This is a genomic window from Singulisphaera photorubra (assembly GCF_045290345.1).
In the GTDB taxonomy this organism is placed as follows: domain Bacteria; phylum Planctomycetota; class Planctomycetia; order Isosphaerales; family Isosphaeraceae; genus Singulisphaera.
Genome location: NZ_CP155447.1, coordinates 5,756,829 through 5,775,412 on the forward strand (window position 1 = coordinate 5,756,829; position 18,584 = coordinate 5,775,412).

The window sequence follows — 18,584 nt, forward strand, 5'->3', positions numbered from 1 at the left end:
GATTCGGTCCCAGTTTCGCCGCATTACAGCACACGATCGGCCGGCTCTTGAGGCAGGGGCATTTCAAGGTTGAGCCTTGAGGGTTAAGCCTTGACCCGATGACCGATGAGGTTTGAAGCGGCATCGGCATCGTGATAAAAAGTTAGCCCGAGGGCTAAATCGGCAGGTTTCCCAGCCGGCGCCCCTTGGATCGTAAGCCGACCGATCGTGTGGCTCGCTACCGCGCCAGGTCGAGAACCGCCGAGGGCAGGTCGACCCGGGTCGAGGCATTGTACTGGTTGAGCTTATCCTGGAGCTTGTCGATCTCCGCCTCCAGCCTCCGCACCATCTCCAAAGCCTCGGGCTTGGTGATGGTGGCGTCGTACCGATATTCGACACCGTTATAGCCCGGCTCGCTGCCGTGCTTGGTGTTCAGACCGTTCAGCATCTGGATCAGGCCCTTCCTCTCGCCGAGCCGAAGCACGTCCTCGTAAACGGCGACGTTGGCCCGTTGGATGGCCGCCTTGACAGTCACCAAGCCCTCCTGGAGCAGGAGGAACCGCTCGAGCTCGGCCCGCACGTCCACCGTGGCCTGGCCCTCGGCATCCCGCTGGCCCACCAGGACGCTGTTATATGTTTCGATATTCGTCCGGGCCTGGGCCAGCCGACCCGCCAGCCGGTTCTTGACGGAAAGGGCCTTGGCCAAGCTGACCGCCTCGTTCTGAACGGGTTCCATGACGGTGCTTCCCTCACGGGCCGAGTGTCACCGGTACGCTTTGGAGGTTTTCGCCAAAGAATGAGACCAGAGAAGAGGGGCTGAGGTTCGCGGTCGCTTGGTCAACGCCTCTGTGGCTCTCCGTCAATCCAATTTCAGGATACGGGACCTCCCGAACCGAACAAGCCCCCAGGACGAAGGTCGGCGAGAAGCCGCGGAGGTCGATGATCCTGTTTCTTTCAGGTCTCGCTGAATCCGGAGATCACTCCGGTCCACGGGATGACATACGTAGAGGGACGACCGCCTGCGATCGTCGGGTCACCCTGGGCCCGTTCAACGATCCGGGGCCGAGTCAATGGTCGGCCCCCGCGTTGGCGGCAAACTTCCCTTTCATTTCGAGCGTGAACGCCCCGCTCCGGTTCTTGAAGGAGTACTTCAAATGCGTTTGGATGTAGGGAAAGAGAAAAGGCCTGAGCCCAATCACCAGCGCCACCCCACCCGGAGTATTCCCGGAGTAATGGTATCGGGGCCCGGAACAGGCGAACGGGATGGCCTCACGGGCGATGAAGCGGATGCCGTGCTCATCGACCGAGGTGGCCAGTACGCTCGGGAAGAGTTGGGCCTTCAGGACGTCGGCCTTCGGTTGGTGGGCCGGGTTGATCCGCAAGCGGAAGCCATCGACTCGGGGGATGCCGAGCATACCGAGAACCTTCGGACCCCACGCCGATCCGGCAGGATCGTCCTCGGTGGCTTCGAAGATGCCCGCCATGTGTTGGACCAGCTTGGGCAAGTAGACGATCGTACGCGGCCAGGTCGAGTTCTCCGGATCGCCGACAGTCAAGGAAGTCAGTTCCGCCGGCAGGCAGTCGAACGTCTTGGTCAGTTCACCGGACGGGTTCCATCGCTCAGGGGCAGGCCGGGACGCCGTCGCCAGGGCCGCACGCGTAAGGACCGGATTGACGGCAAAGGCGACATAGGACTCGCCGACCTGGATCGTCGGTTCCTGCCCCTCCCCCAGCCACGAAACGATCCCGGCCGGGGAGGTCAGGCGGTAACCGCGATCCGCCTGAAAGGCGAGCGGGGAGCGTCAGTTCCCTATCTTCTTGGGCCACTTACTCGCGAAAAATCAAAGACAGGGAGCTCACCTCAGTATCGAGAAATCCCGCTTATTCCTTCTCGAAACCCTGGCTCGTGAACTTCAGCATCCGGCTGTTCTCAGTGACGGTGCGAACCACGTAGTCCGAAGCGCCGGAAGGGATCTGAGCTTCGATCTCGAGCGTCACCGCCACTTTTGCGCCGACCAGACCGGTGAGGTACGAGATAACCTCTTCAGCGACGCGGCCGGCGTCGCGGCCGACGCGGGCGGCATCGAGAGTCACCGCACCATGGAACCGTTTCGGTGGGACAGCCACGTGATTCGTCGATCCCGAGCCAGTTCCGGCACCTGACCCGGTGGTGGTGACCGTCGTCGTTGCGGATCCGTTTCCACCTGTGCCCTGATCGCCGGATCCGTCCCCTCCAGACGGCTTCACTCTCTCGGTGTCGATCTGCGTACGGGCAACACCTCACGCCACGGCTTGAAGCCCCCCTGCCCCCCCTTCGAGCACCGTCCCCGCACTCTTCCGCTTCTCGCTCCGGGCCTGCTCGTCGAACCGGAGCCGCAACAGTTCCGTCTTCATCCGCTCGACATCATCGGCCTGCGGGGCCGAGACCGCGTTCAGGAGCCGCCCGGCCGAGTCGAGCGAGCGGTAGGCGTCATTACCCGAGAACGTTTCCTGATGCGCCCACTTGTTACGATGATCGCGGAGCTCGCTGACCAGGCTCCGCTCCGCGGGTCCCAGCGTCATCCGAGGAACCTCGCGGTCTCGCTTCGATTCTCTCCGCGTTCTCCGCGTCTCCGCGTGAGTCACCTGATCGAGCGAGCCTGGCTCATTCGTTAGCTCCGGCCTGCCCCTCGTTCACGCGGAGACGCGGAGAACGCGGAGGGGGGGGGCGGTCGTTGCTTCAGTGACGTTGGCCCTGAACGCGATCAATTCCCGTCACTGGTGCCCCACGCGAACCCGATTGCCTCGATCCGCCGGATCAATTCACCAACGTCGATGACCGAACCTCCAAGCCGTCCCTCATCAAAGATAGCTCGCGTCTCGCGGATCGCCGCGTTGCCCCCCGAATCGCCGGTATGAAAGACGATCCGCTCGACCCCAGCCATCGCGGCGGCGAGCACTTGCAGCGTCGTCATGAGCACGCGATCGCCTCCGAACGCGCCACAGCCCCAGAACCCGGTGTGGACCACGACCAACCCATCATCATCCTCCGATGACGACGACCCGTGAGCCCGGGCCGACTCCAGCACGGCCGCGCGAAACGCCGTGTACGCCGTGACGAGCACACCTTCGATTTCATCGATGCGATACCGGCCCACCCCGCCGGCCGGCGCGGCGATCGCGATCAGGTTCGTGGTCGTCGGCGGCTCGATCCTCGTGGTCGCCCGCCTCACCGCGTCCGGATCGGCTCGCGCAAACGCATTCCCATAAAGGCCGTGCGGCCGTCCCTCGGCCGCGTTCCGGTCGGTCGCCACCCGGCAGTGACGCAACGCCCCCATCACAAGCACGGGAGTCGGCCGGCCCCCCTCCACCGTCAATGCGGGCCGCTTGCTCGCCACCAAGGCCTCCCTGAGCGACCCCAGCGCGGGATGCTCGGCCGCCTGCATCTCATCCTGGGCGAAGAGCCGCGACCCATACGCGAAGAAGAGGCGGGGATCCGCGAAGTTGACGTGCCACTCCAAGCCGCCGGCCAGATCGGCCTCCCGGGCGTAATCGTAGAACCCGGGACGAGCCACCATTCGGTCGATCGCTGCCGCGGGATCGAGGCCCTCGGCGGGAAAGGGCATCGCCCCCCACCGGGTATAATCGAGCCGCCCCTGCCGGGTTGATCCCGGCGGACAAGCCACCGCAAAAACGACCTGCTTGTTCCGGTCGTTCCAGACGGGTGGGTGTTCCTCGACGAGTTCCCGGATGGCAAACGTCTGCCGCTCGATCGGCTCAGGCTGACGGCTCATGGGCGGCCTCCTCTTCCTGGCTATAGAGTTCGCCCTGCTCGGCTCGGCTCGCGGCTTGCCCGTGCCTTCACGAACCAGCCGGGTGATCTCGGGCCAGCTCAGGACCAGGCTGTTATACGCCAGCGCCTCGGCGGCCCGCTTGTTGCGCTCGCACAACGTAGAGATCCGGTAGCAAAGCTCGCGGGCGGTCTCGGCCTTGGGGGCGAGCGAAAACTGGACAACCCCTCCCATCACCCTTCGACGGGTTCGACAAACGCCGCGTCTTTGAAACGAGTGCGATCCAACTCATACTTTTGAAGTTTCTGGGTGACGCTCCGCCGCGACAGGCCGCTGTGCTTGGCACAGCGAGCGACGTTGCCGCGGTACTGGGCCAGGAGACGCACGAAGTAGTCGCGCTCGACGCGGCCGATCAGGTCGTTGGTGAGGTCAGGGAGGGGGCGTTCGATGTCGATGAGCGGGCTCGTGTTGATCGGCTTGCGGGTGCGAGGGGCGACGGCGGGCGGAAGCGCGTCGCGGTGGATGATCGAGCCGTCGGCCATCGCCACCGCGGCTTTGATCGCATTCTCGAGCTCGCGGATGTGCCCCGGCCAGGTGTGGTCGATGAGCGTCTGCATGGCCTCCGAGTCGATCTCGGTGACCGGCGGGGTGCTCATCGGCTTGAACTTTTCGAGAAAGTGCATCGCCAGAAGCGGAATGTCCTCGGGTCGCTCGCGGAGGGCGGGCAGGTCGATCCGGATCACGTTCAAACGATAGAAGAGGTCGGAACGAAACCGGCCCGCCTTGACTTCCTCTTCGAGCCGCTTGTTGCTCGCGGCGACGATCCGGACGTCCACCTTGATCGTCTCGGTGCCGCCGACCCGCTCGAACGTGCCGGACTGGAGAACGCGGAGCAGCTTCGACTGCATCGCCGGGGAGACGTCGCCCACCTCGTCGAGGAAGAGGGTGCCGTTGTCGGCGTGTTCGAACCGCCCTTTTTTCCGCTTATCCGCGCCGGTGAACGAACCACGCTCGTGGCCGAACAGCTCACTCTCCAGGAGTGAGTCATGCAGGACCGCGCAGTTCAGGGCGACGAACGGCCCCTGGCGGCGGGTGTCGGCGGCATGGATGGCCTGGGCGACCAGCTCCTTGCCGGTCCCCGTTTCGCCGTAGACCAGGACCGTCGAGCCGAGCGGACCGACCTGCTTGATCAGGTCGAAGACTTTCCGCATCTTCGGGCTCTTGGAGACCATGTTGTGGAAGCTGTAGTCCTCGCGCATCTGCATGCGGAGCTGCTGAAGCTCGTCGATCAAGCGGCGGCGCTCGAGGATGCGCTGGACCAGGAACCGCAAGTGGTCGGGCTCATAGGGCTTGGTGACGAAGTCGTCAGCCCCTGCCTTCATGACGTCGAGCGCCACCTGGGTATCGCCATGGCCGGTCAGGACGATGACCCCGAATGGCAGCTTCTCGGCTCGTACCGCCGTCAGCAGCTCGATACCACTCATATCGGGCATTCGCAAGTCGGTGATGACGAGATGGAAGATGCGTTCGCGAACGCAGGCCAAGGCGGAACGGCCGTCACTGGCCGTCTCGACCTCAAAGCCGTCCATCTCGAGAATCACTCGCAGGTGCTCACGTATTAGTGGTGTGTCGTCCACCACGAGGATCCGACGTTTCATGAAACCCCCTCCTTCGTCGCTCATTCTTGAGGTGTATGGTCCGATCCTTGGACGGGGGCTGTTAGAGGAGGTGTGTTTGCCCCACGTCAGATTGCGTTGTCAGTGAGTCAGTAAGTCAGTGGGTGGCAGACTCGGGTTCGCGTCCGGGCAATTCCGAGTCCTTGGTTTTCGGCGCCGATTGCTGGGGAATCAGGCGAATCTCGGCCTTCTTTCCTTTCAAGATTCGAATCACGAGATCCTGCCCTGCCTGGGCTCCGGCGAGGGCCTTACGGAGGTCGTCGAGACTGTTGACTTCATGATCGGCCACCCGGGTCAGGACCATGCCGGCCTCCAAGCCCCCTTGGTCGGCAGGTCCGTCCTTCTCGACGTCGACGATCACAATTCCGAGTTCGGGTCGATCCAACCGGTAGCGGCGGTCCAAGCCGAGCGAGTGTTCACTGATTCGCAGGCCGAGAGTGGCGAAACTGACGGCGTTTGTCCGAAAGTCGGTCTCGCGCGGTTCGGCAAGCACTTCAGCCGCGGGATCACCCGAACGCGCGGGATTGGTTGGTCGCGAAATCGGAGGACGGGCGCGGAAAAGACTCGCACCCGGGTCCAATTCCAAAGGGGGCTCTGCCCCAGGGCGACCTGGAGCCTCGAGACGACCCGACGGGTCGGGACGAACAGGTATCTCGGGCAGGCCGAATGACTCGGGTTGGGATTTGGGGGTAATCGTCACCTCTTTCCGCTCGCCATCGCGATCGATCGTCAAGGTCAGCGGCCGGTCGACGGCCGCAAACTCAATGGCCGCCTGGAGCGATCCTGGACCGGCAATCGGCTTGCCGTCGAGGTTGAGGATGACATCACCCCGGATCAGGCCCGCCTCGGCGGCCGGGCTGCCCGGCGAAACACCGTTGACCGCAACGGCACGGAACTGTTTGAGTTGCTCGCTTCGATTCTGATCGATGGGGCCGATCTGAATCCCGAGGTAGGCTCGACGGACCCGGCCGTGCTCGATCAGGTCGGTGGCCACCCGGCGCGCTCTCGAGGCCGGGATCGCGAACCCGACTCCCTCATAACCCCCGCCCGTCGTCTTGATCGCCGTGTTGATCCCGACGATCTCCCCTTTCATATTGATCAAGGGGCCTCCGGAATTGCCCGGATTGATCGCCGCGTCGGTCTGGATCAGGTCTTCGTACATCGCCACGCCGATCCCGCGTCCTTTGCCGCTGACGATTCCGGCTGTGACCGTTCCGGACAGGCCGAAGGGCTGGCCAACCGCGAGGACCCAGTCACCGATCTCCAGCGGCCCGCTCTCGCCCCAATCGGCTCGGGAGAGCCCCTTGCCATCAATGATCAACAGCGCCAGGTCACTCTTGGGGTCGCGACGAACCTGAGAGACGGGCCGCTCCCGGCCATCTTCGAGGATCACAACAACTCGTGAACTCCCCTGCACGACGTGATCGTTGGTCAGGACGTAGCCCTTGTCGGCGTCAATGATCACGCCCGAACCACCCCCGGTTCCCTCACGAGGCGGCCCCTCGGGGAGGATCCCAGGCGGGAGCTGACCGCCCCGACCATTCCCCTCGAAAGGATTCGGCCGACCGATCGGGCGAACCGTCACCACGGCGGGCAAAACGCGTTGGGCGGCCTTGCGAAAGCTGGCCGAGAGCGACTCGGCCTCGCCTTGGCCGAACGCTGTCAGGGTCCCGAACGAACAGAGAGCGAGCGTCGTCAGCGACACGACCGCCGGCGATCGGAAGGTTGTCGGCATCCGTCTCACCCCATCCGTGTCCACTCGTGGCGGGCCATCTCCATTACTGGAGTGCGCAAACCCGCGCCACCTGCACTTTTTGACTATAACGCGAAGCCCTCCGCCATGCCAAGCCCCACGCCAACCTCCAGGGGAGGCCACAAAAATTCAAGGGAATCGCTCAGGGTGAAGTTCGTTTCAAGCATCAACCCCCAGAACTCCCAAGCCCCCCAATCTTTCATGCACCCGCCCTCTTAAAAGGGTTCGCACCTCTTATCTCGCCTTGTTACACCGCACTTGACGCTTATTTCAGGCAGCTCAGCTCCCGCATACGATGAGAGCCGCTCGCTTGGATTCCAGAAATCCCGTTGTGAACGACTTCTTATTGGCCATGAGTTCGATTATGATTTTCCCCTGCGATTACCTTCTTTCCCACCTCTTACTCTCGTCAGCGTTCCCGCGACTACGAGGTCCATACCTAGAGGATGAGGCTCATGTCTCTCGCATTCCAGTGCGAACAATGCGGCAAGGACTTCGTAGTCGGAGATGAACTGGCTGGCAAACGTTGCCGGTGCAAACAATGCGGCCATGTGTTCGCGATCCCGAGCGGCCGGTCGAACGGCCCTGCACCGGCGCCACCGCGAGCATCCGCTCAACCGGCGGCTCCACGGCGTTCGCGTTCGCCCGAGTCGAAATCATCGCCCCAGCGGTTCGCCCGCGAGCGCGTCTCCAACGGTGTTGAAGACCCTTACGGCATTGACGATCCCTACGGGTTCGAGGACGAGGTGAAGCCGAAGATGCCTCCACGCGCCGAGCCCGACCTCGGCGAAATCCTTCCTCAACGACCGCGCGTTCCGAAAAAGCACCGGGGCAAGCGTTCGAAATCGGAATCCTGGAACCAATCAAACTTTCCGGCATGGGCGATTCTCTTCGGGATTCTCATCAGTCTCTTCTTCACTGGGTTGACCTGGAGGCGGAATTCCGCCGACCTGACTTTCGGCTGGTTCGTCCTCGCATTCGTCCTCAATGCGATACGGATCTCAGGCGTCCTTGGCTTATTGGGCGTCGCCTACAGAGAAGGTGCGGGCCACGCCATCGGCTGCTTGTTTATACCGTTCTACCTACTCTATTATGCCTATACCCGCTGGGATCGGATGAGCGAAACGTTTACCACCGCATTTATCGGGGGGATCCTGGTCATCTTGGGAACTGCGTATAAACCCGAGGCCTTCCACTTTTCGGCCGACACCCCCCTTCCAAGAATGGCAGGGGTTCCCGACCATGCCCGGCCCCCCGGCCCCTGGATGCTGCAGAGGCCCGGCCCGGGATTCCCGCAACCCAATCCAGGGCCGCCCGTCGCCCCGGCGCCGGCCCGGGTCATCCTGAGCGACTTCACTGACCAGGTCCTTGCCGATCTCAAGGCGCCCGAGCCCCGCTTCCGGCACGATGCCTTGAGGCGGCTCAAGAACGCACCGCCGAACGACCGACGTGAGGAGGTCGCCAAGGCAATCGAGCCCCTGCTTTCGGATCCCGATGGTTTCTGCCGCTCCGACGCCGCCTCGGCTCTAGCCGTCTGGGGTGGGCCCGAGTCCACCCCGGCCTTGATCAAGGGCCTCAAGGATCCCGCGTTCAACGTCCGCTGGGCGATTCTCGACGCGTTCAGGGACAGACCCGACCCCAAGGCCGCCGATGCACTTGTCGACTACATGATGACCTCCGACGACCGTGGCAAGGCCGCCGAAGCGCTCCAGGCGATCGGGCCAGCGGCGGAGGACGCCGTCATCCGCGGTTTAAACCACCACGACGATTTCGCCCGATTGGACACCTGCAAAATCCTCCAGGCGATCGGAACCCTCAAAAGCGTTCCCGCGTTACAGGATCTCGTCATCGCCAACAAGGGACATGGACTCGATTCCATGGCTGCCCGCGACGCGTTGAAGCAGATCCAATTCAGGCATGCCCGCTGACCCCACACCCAGGCGGATCGATCTCCCAACGCTCGGCCTCTTGAGCGGAGTGGTTGGCCCGTCTATAATCTTTAGTTCGTGAACGTCTGCCTCGTGCCCTGCGCCGCGGGATCAGGAGGACCGGCATGCCCTCGGCGTCGTCATGGCCACTCTGGGGATGGAGCGCCCCGGTTCGAGGCCTGCTCATCGTGTCGACGGTGGTAGGTGCCATCGGCTTGCTCATCGCCGCGCCGAGAGGAAAGGACGCCCCCGCGCCGGTGCCTCCCTTGATCGTGGATCCGAACACCGCCCCTGCTCCGGTCCTGATGGCACTGCCCAGGCTCGGTCCTTCCCTCGTCGGCCGGATCGTCGCGGCGCGAGCGCAGGCTCCGTTCCGGTCCATCGATGACCTCGAGCTCCGGGTCCGAGGCCTGGGGCCGGCCACCATCAAGGCGCTCCGACCTCACCTCCGAATTGATCCCACGAGCCATCAAGGCCCCGACCTCTCGCTCTCGGCGGCTCCTTCCATGGCCCATCACGCTCGTTGAACGGATCCCCATGCCCGATTTCCAGTTGGCGTCCCCCTATCAACCGGCCGGAGATCAGCCCAAAGCGATTGCGCAACTGACGCAAGGGCTGCGCGACGGGCACAAGCACCAGACGCTCCTCGGCGTGACCGGCTCGGGCAAGACATTCACGATGGCGAACGTGATCGCCCAGATGAATCGCCCGGCGCTCGTCATGTCCCACAACAAAACCCTCGCGGCGCAGCTCTACGGCGAGTTCAAAGAGTTTTTCCCACACAACGCCGTTCGTTATTTCGTCAGTTACTACGACTACTATCAGCCCGAAGCCTACATCCCCCAGCGCGACATCTATATCGAGAAGGACGCCTCGATCAACGACGAGATCGAACGGCTCCGACTGGCGGCCACCAGTGCCCTGGTCAGCCGTAACGATGTGATCGTCATCGCCAGCGTTTCGTGCATCTACGGCCTCGGTTCCCCCGAAGACTACCGCAAGATGATGGTCCGTCTCAAAGTGGGCGAAAATATCGACCGCGATGAGATGCTCCTTCGCCTGGTCGAGATCCAGTACGACCGCAACGACATCAGCTTCGAACGCGGCAAATTCCGGGTCCGGGGCGACGTTGTCGAAATCTGGCCGGCCTACGAGGAGATCGCCTTCCGGATCGAGCTCTTTGGCGACGAGATCGAAACCCTCTCCGTGATCGACCCGCTCACCGGCTCGGTTATCGAAAAAAAAGACGACATGTACATCTATCCGGCCAAGCACTTTGTCTTGCCGGAAGATCGGATCCAGGGGGCCGTCGAACGGATTCAGGAGGAGCTCAAGGAGCGGCTCAATACGCTCCGCGAACAAGGCAAGCTCCTCGAAGCGCAACGGCTCGAAGCGCGAACCCGGTACGACGTCGAGATGCTCCTGGAGGTCGGCTACTGCTCGGGGATCGAGAACTATAGCAGGCCGCTCGCCGGCAAAAAAGCAGGCGAAACCCCGAACACCTTGCTCGACTTCTTTCCGCCCGACAGCCTCCTCTTCATCGACGAGTCGCACGTCAGCGTCCCGCAGATCCGAGGAATGTTCGCCGGTGATTTCAGCCGCAAGAGCACCCTCGTCGAGCACGGCTTCCGCCTCCCCAGCGCCCTGGACAACCGGCCGCTCCGGTTCGACGAGTGGGAACTGAAGCTCGGATCTCGCGTCTACGTCTCGGCAACCCCCGGCGACTATGAAGTGGCGATGTCAGGGGGCGAGATCGTCGAGCAGGTGATCCGCCCAACCGGCCTGATCGACCCGGTCGTGAGAATCGAGCCAGCCCGTGGCCAGGTCCCCGCGCTCGTGAAAGAGGTCAAAATCCGGGCCGCTCGCGGCGAGCGGGTTCTGGTCACGACGCTCACCAAACGTCTCGCCGAGGACCTCTCGCGGTTCATGAAGGAGCAAGGCCTCCGCTGCAAGTGGTTGCACTCCGAGCTCAACGCCATCGAGCGCATGACGATCCTCCGCGAACTCCGCGAAGGAGCCTTCGATACCCTGATTGGCGTCAACCTGCTCCGCGAAGGACTCGACCTGCCCGAAGTCTCGATGGTCTGCATCCTCGACGCCGACAAAGAAGGGTTCCTTCGAAGTGAGACCTCGCTGATCCAGACGATCGGTCGCGCCGCCCGACACGTCAATGCCGAGGTCGTGCTCTATGCCGACAAGGTGACCCAGTCGATGCAGCGGGCCCTGGACGAGACCAATCGTCGGCGGGCGTTGCAACTTGCCTATAACGCCGAGCACGGTATCACTCCCGAATCGATCATCAAGTCGATCCGACGTGGCATCGAAGAAGAGATGCAAGCCAAGGTCGAGACCCGTAAGGCGGTCGGCCGCGACGAGACAACCGACGCCACCGAGGAATACCTGAACGAGCTCGAGGCCGAGATGCTCGAGGCGGCCGAGAACCTCGAGTTCGAACGCGCGGCGGCCCTTCGCGATCGGATCCTCCAACTCAGGTCGAGCCAAGGAGGAGGTCCCGCTCGCCCCATCGCCTCGGCCCAGGCCACCAGCGCCAAAGCCAAGGCGAAGTCGAAAGCAAACGCCGGCGGTGGTCGCGGAGGGCGAAAGCCGAAACCGCAGTGACGAATCGCCACGCAGCCCCGATCCCCATCGGCTGTCGAGGAGCCCTCGTCGGCCCACCCATTTCCGGATGGTGGGCCATGCCCTCTTTCTTGTAGTGTGGGCACGGCATCAACCGGGCCCTCGTCCCAGGAGTTTCCGTCCCATGGCTGCCGTCGAGTTCGACCCTGCCGCGAGGCTCAACGCCCAAACCCTCATGGAGTTGGCCTTTTCGGAGGACCTCGGTGGGATTGGTGACTTGACGGCCGACGCGATCATCCCGGCCCACGGCCGCGGTGCCGCGCAGTTCGTCGCGCGCAAGGAAGGGGTGATCGCGGGAATCCCTGTCCTCCGCCTGGCCGCGGAGCGGTTCGGACTGCCCACGTTCTTCCAACCGCTCGTCCAGGATGGAGACCGAGTTGAGCCGGGCGCCCCAATCGCCTCCATCGCCGGACCGATGCGTGCCATACTCGCGATGGAGCGGACCGCCCTGAACTTTCTGCAGCGTCTGAGCGGGATCGCCAGCCTGACGGCCCGGTTCGTGGCCGAGGTCGCGGACACGTCGGCCGTGATCCTCGATACCCGCAAGACAACGCCGGGCTGGCGAGCCTTGGAGAAATACGCGGTCCGTTGCGGTGGGGGCCGGAACCATCGCATTGGACTCTACGACGCAGTCTTGATCAAGGACAACCACCTCGCCTGGCTCGCCGAGCAAGCCGACCCGATCGGCGTGGCGATTGCAGCGGCGCGGAGCCACGCCCCCGTCGGGACGATCATCGAGATCGAAGTCGATACCCTGGAACAACTCGATCGGGCCCTGGAGTGCCAGCCCGACATGATCCTGGTCGACAACCTCGGGCCGCAGGCACTTGCCGAGTCAATCCGGCGGCGCAACGCTCGTGCGCCCAAGGTTCTCCTGGAGGCGTCCGGCGGCATCACCCTGGCCACCGTCGGGGAGTTGGCTCGGACGGGCGTTGATCGGATCAGCGTGGGAGCCTTGACTCACTCGGCGCCTGCCCTCGACATCGGACTCGACTTCGAAACCGATCCTCCGCTACGTTCGAGCCACTCAAGGTGATGACCGGGTCGTCCGCAATGGGTGCGAGCGACCGATCCTTCCTTTTCAATCGATCGGTCGACTCCGCTTCCTGATTTCGTCGCTTCCGCGGGTGAGTATCGCTGTGAATATTCCCCTACTCCAACGCCTTCGCGACGCCCAAGGCGCCTTCGTCCCCGTCGCCGAACTCGGTGCTGGGGCGACGCTCGATTCGTTGCGAACCGACTTGAATGAGTTGGAGAAATTTGGATTCGTACTCGAGAGCCATCCCTATCGCGGGATCGCTTATCGCGGTCCGGCCGCCCGGCTCTGTCCTGACCAGATCGAGCACGAGCTTGGGACGCGACGAGTCGGCCGCAGGATCGCGGTCTGGAACCGGGTCATCAGTACCAACGACCTGGCCGCCCACGCGGCCACATCCACGGCCAACGAAGGGCTCGTGATCCTGGCCGAGGAGCAAACGGCCGGCCGCGGGAGACGAGGGAGACAATGGGTGGCGCCGGCGAGTTCGTCACTCCTGATGTCGGTCCTGCTCTTCCCCACCGAAAACCTGGCCGAGGTGGGCTGGCTCACCGCGCTTGGAGCCGTGGCCGTGGCCGAAGTGGTCGCCGCGTGGACCGGACTCGACGCTCAGATCAAATGGCCCAACGACGTCCGGGTCGCGGGACGAAAGATTGCCGGGATCCTCGTCGAACGAGGTGATGGCGCCGTCATCGGTATCGGGCTCAACGCAAACATTTCTCGGGCCGACTTCCCCGCGGAACTTCACGAAACGGCCACCTCACTACGGATCCTCACGGGTGAGACCGTGGATCGATCCGAACTGGCTCGCGCCCTGATCCGCCGCATCGACGACTGGTACGATCGAGGTTGGTCGCTCGGACCCGATACCCTGAATCCCGCTTGGCGCGACCGGAGCGAGCATCTGGGCCGGATGGTCCAGGTGGCCACTCCGTCGGGTTCTCATCGAGGCCGACTCGTCGACCTCGATTTGAGGCGGGGCTTGACCCTGACCGGATCCGACCAAGACGGCCGGGCTCAACAATTCTCGGTTCGCGACGTCCTCACCCTGACAGCCTGGAACGACGAGCTGGCCCCAAATTCACAAATTGTCGGCCCGTGAGCCGATCCTTGTCGCTAACTCGTTGACAACAACTCGATAAAGAGGCAACATCAGGCTCTGGCCCACCGTCAGCGCGCCTGCTACACTCGCCGAAGTTGCCGATACTCTCTCCTGGCCGGCCAGACCCTGTGACCAACGGCCTCAACCGCGAGAGAGATCGTCCCTCCCGCCTTCTGGATTGGAGATCAGCGCATGGCTTATCGACAGTCCCCAACCAGCGCGACCTCACCTAGGTTCGACCGGTCGGCGAGTGCCAGCCATCCGCTTTCGTCGGCCGTCGCCGGTTCGTCGTTTGCGCCAGTGCTGGCTTTTGCCATCGTCCTGGTTGCGGTGCCCACGACGGCACCAGCCGGCGTAGCGCCCGTCTCCCCCCGCTCAGGAGCCCCCGGCATGTTGGAACCGCACACCGGGTCGTTATTGGTCACCTATTACGAAACCTTTCTGCGTGACCAGGACATCGAACACTACCGTCAGTCGGTCTCGACACGGTACACCGAGGGATCGCTCTGTCGACTGATCGAATCGGGTGACACTCAATCCCGCCGCGCCGCTCTCCTGGCGCTCGGCCTTTACGGCACCTTTCAGTGCAACGCCTCGGTCGCCCTCGCCCTGCGCGACAACGACCTGACCGTAAGGCGCATGGCAAGCGATGCCCTGTGGGCGATCTGGTTTCGCGCGGACACGCCCGAGAATAACAAGACTCTCGAGCAAGTGAGCAAGCTCATCGCCAGGCAGCGAACCGACGAGGCCATCGACCTGGCCACCCAGTTGATCGACCGCAGCCCCAAGTTCGCCGAAGCCTATAACCAGCGAGCACTCGCTCACTTTCTCCTCGGACACTTTGAAGAGAGCGTCGCGGATTGCCGCCGCGTTCTGGAGCACAACCCGTATCACTTCGGGGCGCTGTCCGGTATGGCGCAGTGCCAGATCCAACTCGGTCAAAGTGGCGAGGCTCTCAAAACCTTGCGACGCGCGCTGAAACTCGAACCCCATAGCACAAGCCTTCGCGGCCTCGTCTCCGCACTCGAAACCGACGGCGAGTAGTTCCCGATCCGTAGGCCACTCCATACACCTACGGATCACGAAACCAACGCGCGGCCGGTTGCTCCAACCTCGCGAGTGGCTGCGATCGCTTGCACGCAAGGAAGACTAAACCAGGGACCTGCATTTGAATCAGCCGGTAAAGACTGCGTCCATGGCGGTTTCCGCACGGAGGCAGCCGTAACATCCCTGGCGAGTGTGCCGACAGCCAGATTAACACGACCACGTGGAAATGGCCGAATGCGCCACCCGTTGGCAAGCCGCTCGAGGACTGGCCAAGGCGGCCCGGGGACCCGACCTACGCGAGAACTCACGTCTTCCCCCCCGGGAACGTGAAGTTACCCCATAGGCCGGGCCCCACGGACCGCCTTTTTCGTCAGCCAAGTTTCACAGCCTGTTTTGAGAGACGGTCCGCGGAGCCCGACCTAGAGGAAGTCTCACGTTTTCCCCCCCGGGAACGTGAAGCTAACCTATAGGCCAGGTTCCGCGAACCGCCTTTCGATGGACGGAAATCACGATCGTGGAAACGAGCGGCCCGGAGATCCCGGCCCACGGCAAGCATCATGCCTTCCCCCCCGGGAGCATGAAACCTGTCCCTAGGCCGGGATCCTCGGACCGCCAAAACCTCACCTACCGTCCCTCGAATTTCCGCCTCTTTCCCATCAACTCGCGGAAATCCAACTCGTTGGCTGGCATCGTTTCGTCGCTCGAGAATCGTCACCCCATCAGGGCGGCCCGAGGATCCCAACCCATGGCAATAGTCATGTCTTCCCCCCCGGGGACATAAAACCGAACCATAGGTCGGGATCCTCGAGTCGCCCCGATCGGTGCAAACACCCGCAGCAACCGAAGCAAATTTCGCAACAGCGGCCCGGGGATCCCAGCCCATGGGGAGCATCATGCCTTCCCCCCCGGGGGCACTCGCCGGTCCATAGGCCGGGATCCTCAGGTCGCTCTGCTCCACAAAAACCACTTCACCAACGCATATCTCACTAACACCTAGCTCGGCCGCATCAGCGGCCCGGGGATCCCAGCCCACGGCAAGCATCATGCCTTCCCCCCCGGGGGCACTCGCCGGTCCATAGGCCGGGATCCTCAGGTCGCTCTGCTCCACAAAAACCACTTCACCAACGCATATCTCACTAACACCTAGCTCGGCCGCATCAGCGGCCCGGGGATCCCAGCCCACGGCAAGCATCATGCCTTCCCCCCCGGGGGCACTCGCCGGTCCATAGGCCGGGATCCTCAGGTCGCTCTGCTCCACACTATCCACCGCGCTAACACCGACTACTTCACTAGCACCGATCTCGGCCGCATCAGCGGCCCGGGGATCCCAGCCCATGGGGAGCATCATGCCTTCCCCCCCGGGGGCACTCGCCGGTCCACAGGCCGGGATCCTCAGGTCGCTCTGCTCCAAACAAACCACTTCACCAACGCATATTTCGCTAACACCTAGCTCGGCCGCAACAGCGGCCCGGGGATCCCAGCCCATGGGGAGCATCATGCCTTCCCCCCCGGGAGCACTCGCCAGTCCATAGGCCGGGATCCTCAGGTCGCTCTGCTCCACAAAAACCACTCCACCAACGCATATCTTACTATCACCTAGCTCGGCCGCATCAGCGGCCCGGGGATCCCAGCCCACGGCAAGCATCATGCCTTCCCCCCCGGGGGCACTCGCCGGTCCATAGGCCGGGATCCTCAGGTCGCTCCTAGTCCACCTACAACAGAACAAAGCAGAACCTATAATCATCTCGGCTTTTACATGATTCTCGGCATCAACGGATTGTCGCTTCATCAAATCAGTGACGCAGCGAATTCTCGTTTGATGGAGAGACATCATGTCGATCAAGCCGACCCGAGTAAAACGCCGTGTATACTGGAGGTAAACAGACGTCAAATCGCCCAATTTGCCCTACTCCAACGAACTACCAGCTCGCCAAGAGGCCGATGCCTAATGGGGACTGGCTTGGAGTTTCGAATTCTCCACGCCTAACGAGCCGTTACAAAAAAGATCGCCGCAAACCGACCTCCCATGTAGATCCAGCTTTCCTCGGCAACAAAGCGAGGGTAGCAGCGAACCTTTTGCATGAAAGTGGTGCGACAAAATAGAACGGAAGCGTCTCAGCAGCGAAGGATGGAGAAAGTGGGCAGAAGCCTCGAGTCGCAAGCATGAGGTAAGGCGGGGCTCAGGAGCAGAGTGGGAAAGGTGTTCTCACCGAAGACCATCTGGGAGATCGCTGTCAAACAGTCGATCCCGTTCGATTCTTGCTCGCCAAGAGCGGTCTCATCAAGCCCCTCAATCAGCAAGCGGTAGGGAGAAGGGGTGTCGGCGGGACTGTGGATGAGAAGAGTCGACGCGTAGGACGTTGCCGCCCAAGTCACGCTCAACGAATCGAGACCGACCGACCGCTCAACTTCGCTACCCGTTCCGGGCAGGAGAAGAGAAAGAGCAGTGATGAGGGTCGGTAGAAATTGCATTGGGGCGAGACTTCACACCAGTAAGAAGGTGGGGTCAGTCCGTTACTTGTCCCTTTATTATCTGACTCTCTCTGCATTTGGCAAGGCCCTCTCTTAAATTTCCTTAATCGAGTGGGGCTCACTTTTGAACTTCGTGAAAACCCGGCTTGCCAAGCCGCAATCCTGTCGCTAGTATGTGACCCTTCGCGGTAAGGCGCCGTAGCCAAGTGGTAAGGCAGAGGTCTGCAAAACCTCCACCCCCGGTTCGAATCCGGGCGGCGCCTCTAAAGACAATAAGCCCTTGGGAAACCAAGGGCTTATTTCATTTCGAAGCCGGGCCGGAAACGCGGACTTGGCCCTGCCTTTACGCCGTGTCTACGGCTTTGCGTTGCGCCATAGGTCTTTGCGATTCCTCGCCGAGTACAATCCTGGGAGACCACTTCCGCTTCACGGAAGCCCCTCGCAAGGCCCGTCCGAACAAGGTTGCCTGGCACAAGACCGACTGCTGGTACTTCTCCAAGACCATCGTGGGGCGGAAGAAAACCTTCTACGCCAGCCCCGAGTTTCCCCTTTGCTTGGTGAAGTGGACCACGCGAGGAATGCCGGAATTGTCGACAAGCACGACTTTGCAGGCCCCATCAATAGCCAGATCGGCGGACGTGCTAGCCGTCGCATCCTGGTTGCGCTCCCATTGCAACGCCCTTGCAATTGCCCCTCGCGAGTGACAAGTCGATCGAGCGGGTCCATGGAGCCAGCTTCGGCTTTAGCTTCAAAACGAATATCAAAGCTCGAGACCACATAAGTAAACGCTAACAAACAACGCTGCCAAGATTCAGGTCCATCGGCCGATCAGCCAGGACGACCCGATGCCGAATGGATTCGCTCCCAGACAGTCGTTGAAGGTGAAGCCTTCGAAGAGCCTTTCTCTCAGAAATGACGGCGAAAATTGCGGAGTTTGATCGGATCAAGCCCGCCGCTGGCATACCGGTCAGCGGCGAATTGAGCTTCGCGATGGTCGAACGACTGGAAGGAGCAAGCTGATCACCCTTAAAGCCCTGGTCCAGGGCTTGGCCGCCTGCCAGATCGACGTGATGCGCGGTGATGGCGACAACCTTCGTTGGCTTTCTTCGTAAACGAGGATAATCGCATGTCACAAATTTGGGTGGGCTGGGTAATCACTAACAAGCCACCGCTGTCGAGGAACA

13 protein-coding genes and 1 tRNA gene are annotated in these 18,584 nt (G+C 62.5%); 7 read left to right on the forward strand and 7 right to left on the reverse strand.

Annotation, left to right across the window (positions count from 1 at the left end):
- Positions 1 to 217: 217 nt before the first annotated feature.
- The 7 genes from V5E97_RS21700 to V5E97_RS21730 form a co-directional block, all read right to left on the reverse strand.
- Entirely contained in the window at positions 218 to 715 is a 498-nt protein-coding gene (locus V5E97_RS21700) for a hypothetical protein (protein WP_406693620.1), read from the reverse strand.
- 331 nt (positions 716 to 1,046) lie between these two features.
- The gene (locus V5E97_RS21705; protein WP_406693621.1) at positions 1,047 to 1,535 is read right to left on the reverse strand and encodes a hypothetical protein; all 489 of its coding nucleotides are present in this window, start codon (positions 1,533 to 1,535) and stop codon (positions 1,047 to 1,049) included.
- Between the two features lie 325 nt (positions 1,536 to 1,860).
- Positions 1,861 to 2,106 (reverse strand): hypothetical protein, encoded by a 246-nt coding sequence (locus tag V5E97_RS21710; protein WP_406693622.1) that lies wholly within the window; start codon positions 2,104 to 2,106, stop codon positions 1,861 to 1,863.
- Between the two features lie 153 nt (positions 2,107 to 2,259).
- Positions 2,260 to 2,541, reverse strand: a complete 282-nt coding sequence (locus V5E97_RS21715) for a Swt1 family HEPN domain-containing protein (protein WP_406693623.1) — start codon at positions 2,539 to 2,541, stop codon at positions 2,260 to 2,262.
- A 182-nt stretch (positions 2,542 to 2,723) separates the two neighbouring features.
- Positions 2,724 to 3,983: a poly(ADP-ribose) glycohydrolase gene (locus V5E97_RS21720; RefSeq protein ID WP_406693624.1), complete on the reverse strand. Its 1,260-nt coding sequence runs from the start codon at positions 3,981 to 3,983 to the stop codon at positions 2,724 to 2,726.
- On the reverse strand, positions 3,983 to 5,407 hold the full coding sequence (locus tag V5E97_RS21725) for a sigma-54-dependent transcriptional regulator (RefSeq protein WP_406693625.1): 1,425 nt from the start codon (positions 5,405 to 5,407) through the stop codon (positions 3,983 to 3,985). Before V5E97_RS21725 ends, V5E97_RS21720 begins: the two co-directional genes overlap by 1 nt.
- Positions 5,408 to 5,522: 115 nt before the next feature.
- Positions 5,523 to 7,160, reverse strand: a complete 1,638-nt coding sequence (locus tag V5E97_RS21730) for a trypsin-like peptidase domain-containing protein (protein ID WP_406693626.1) — start codon at positions 7,158 to 7,160, stop codon at positions 5,523 to 5,525.
- A gap of 473 nt (positions 7,161 to 7,633) precedes the next feature.
- Here V5E97_RS21730 and V5E97_RS21735 point away from each other — a divergent pair, with 473 nt between their 5' ends.
- The 7 genes from V5E97_RS21735 (at position 7,634) to V5E97_RS21765 (ending at position 17,663) form a co-directional block, all read left to right on the forward strand.
- Positions 7,634 to 9,106 (forward strand): HEAT repeat domain-containing protein, encoded by a 1,473-nt coding sequence (locus tag V5E97_RS21735; RefSeq protein ID WP_406693627.1) that lies wholly within the window; start codon positions 7,634 to 7,636, stop codon positions 9,104 to 9,106.
- A 125-nt stretch (positions 9,107 to 9,231) separates the two neighbouring features.
- A complete protein-coding gene (locus V5E97_RS21740; RefSeq protein WP_406693628.1) occupies positions 9,232 to 9,633 on the forward strand; it encodes a ComEA family DNA-binding protein in 402 nt (133 codons plus the stop codon).
- 10 nt (positions 9,634 to 9,643) lie between these two features.
- Positions 9,644 to 11,725 (forward strand): excinuclease ABC subunit UvrB, encoded by a 2,082-nt coding sequence (gene uvrB / locus V5E97_RS21745; protein WP_406693629.1) that lies wholly within the window; start codon positions 9,644 to 9,646, stop codon positions 11,723 to 11,725.
- Positions 11,726 to 11,867: 142 nt separating this feature from the next.
- On the forward strand, positions 11,868 to 12,779 hold the full coding sequence (gene nadC / locus V5E97_RS21750) for a carboxylating nicotinate-nucleotide diphosphorylase (RefSeq protein WP_406693630.1): 912 nt from the start codon (positions 11,868 to 11,870) through the stop codon (positions 12,777 to 12,779).
- A gap of 103 nt (positions 12,780 to 12,882) precedes the next feature.
- Positions 12,883 to 13,881: a biotin--[acetyl-CoA-carboxylase] ligase gene (locus V5E97_RS21755; protein WP_406693631.1), complete on the forward strand. Its 999-nt coding sequence runs from the start codon at positions 12,883 to 12,885 to the stop codon at positions 13,879 to 13,881.
- 192 nt (positions 13,882 to 14,073) lie between these two features.
- Entirely contained in the window at positions 14,074 to 14,925 is an 852-nt protein-coding gene (locus V5E97_RS21760; RefSeq protein ID WP_406693632.1) for a tetratricopeptide repeat protein, read from the forward strand.
- 2,667 nt (positions 14,926 to 17,592) lie between these two features.
- A tRNA-Cys gene (locus tag V5E97_RS21765) sits at positions 17,593 to 17,663 on the forward strand.
- The last annotated feature ends 921 nt before the right edge of the window (positions 17,664 to 18,584 follow it).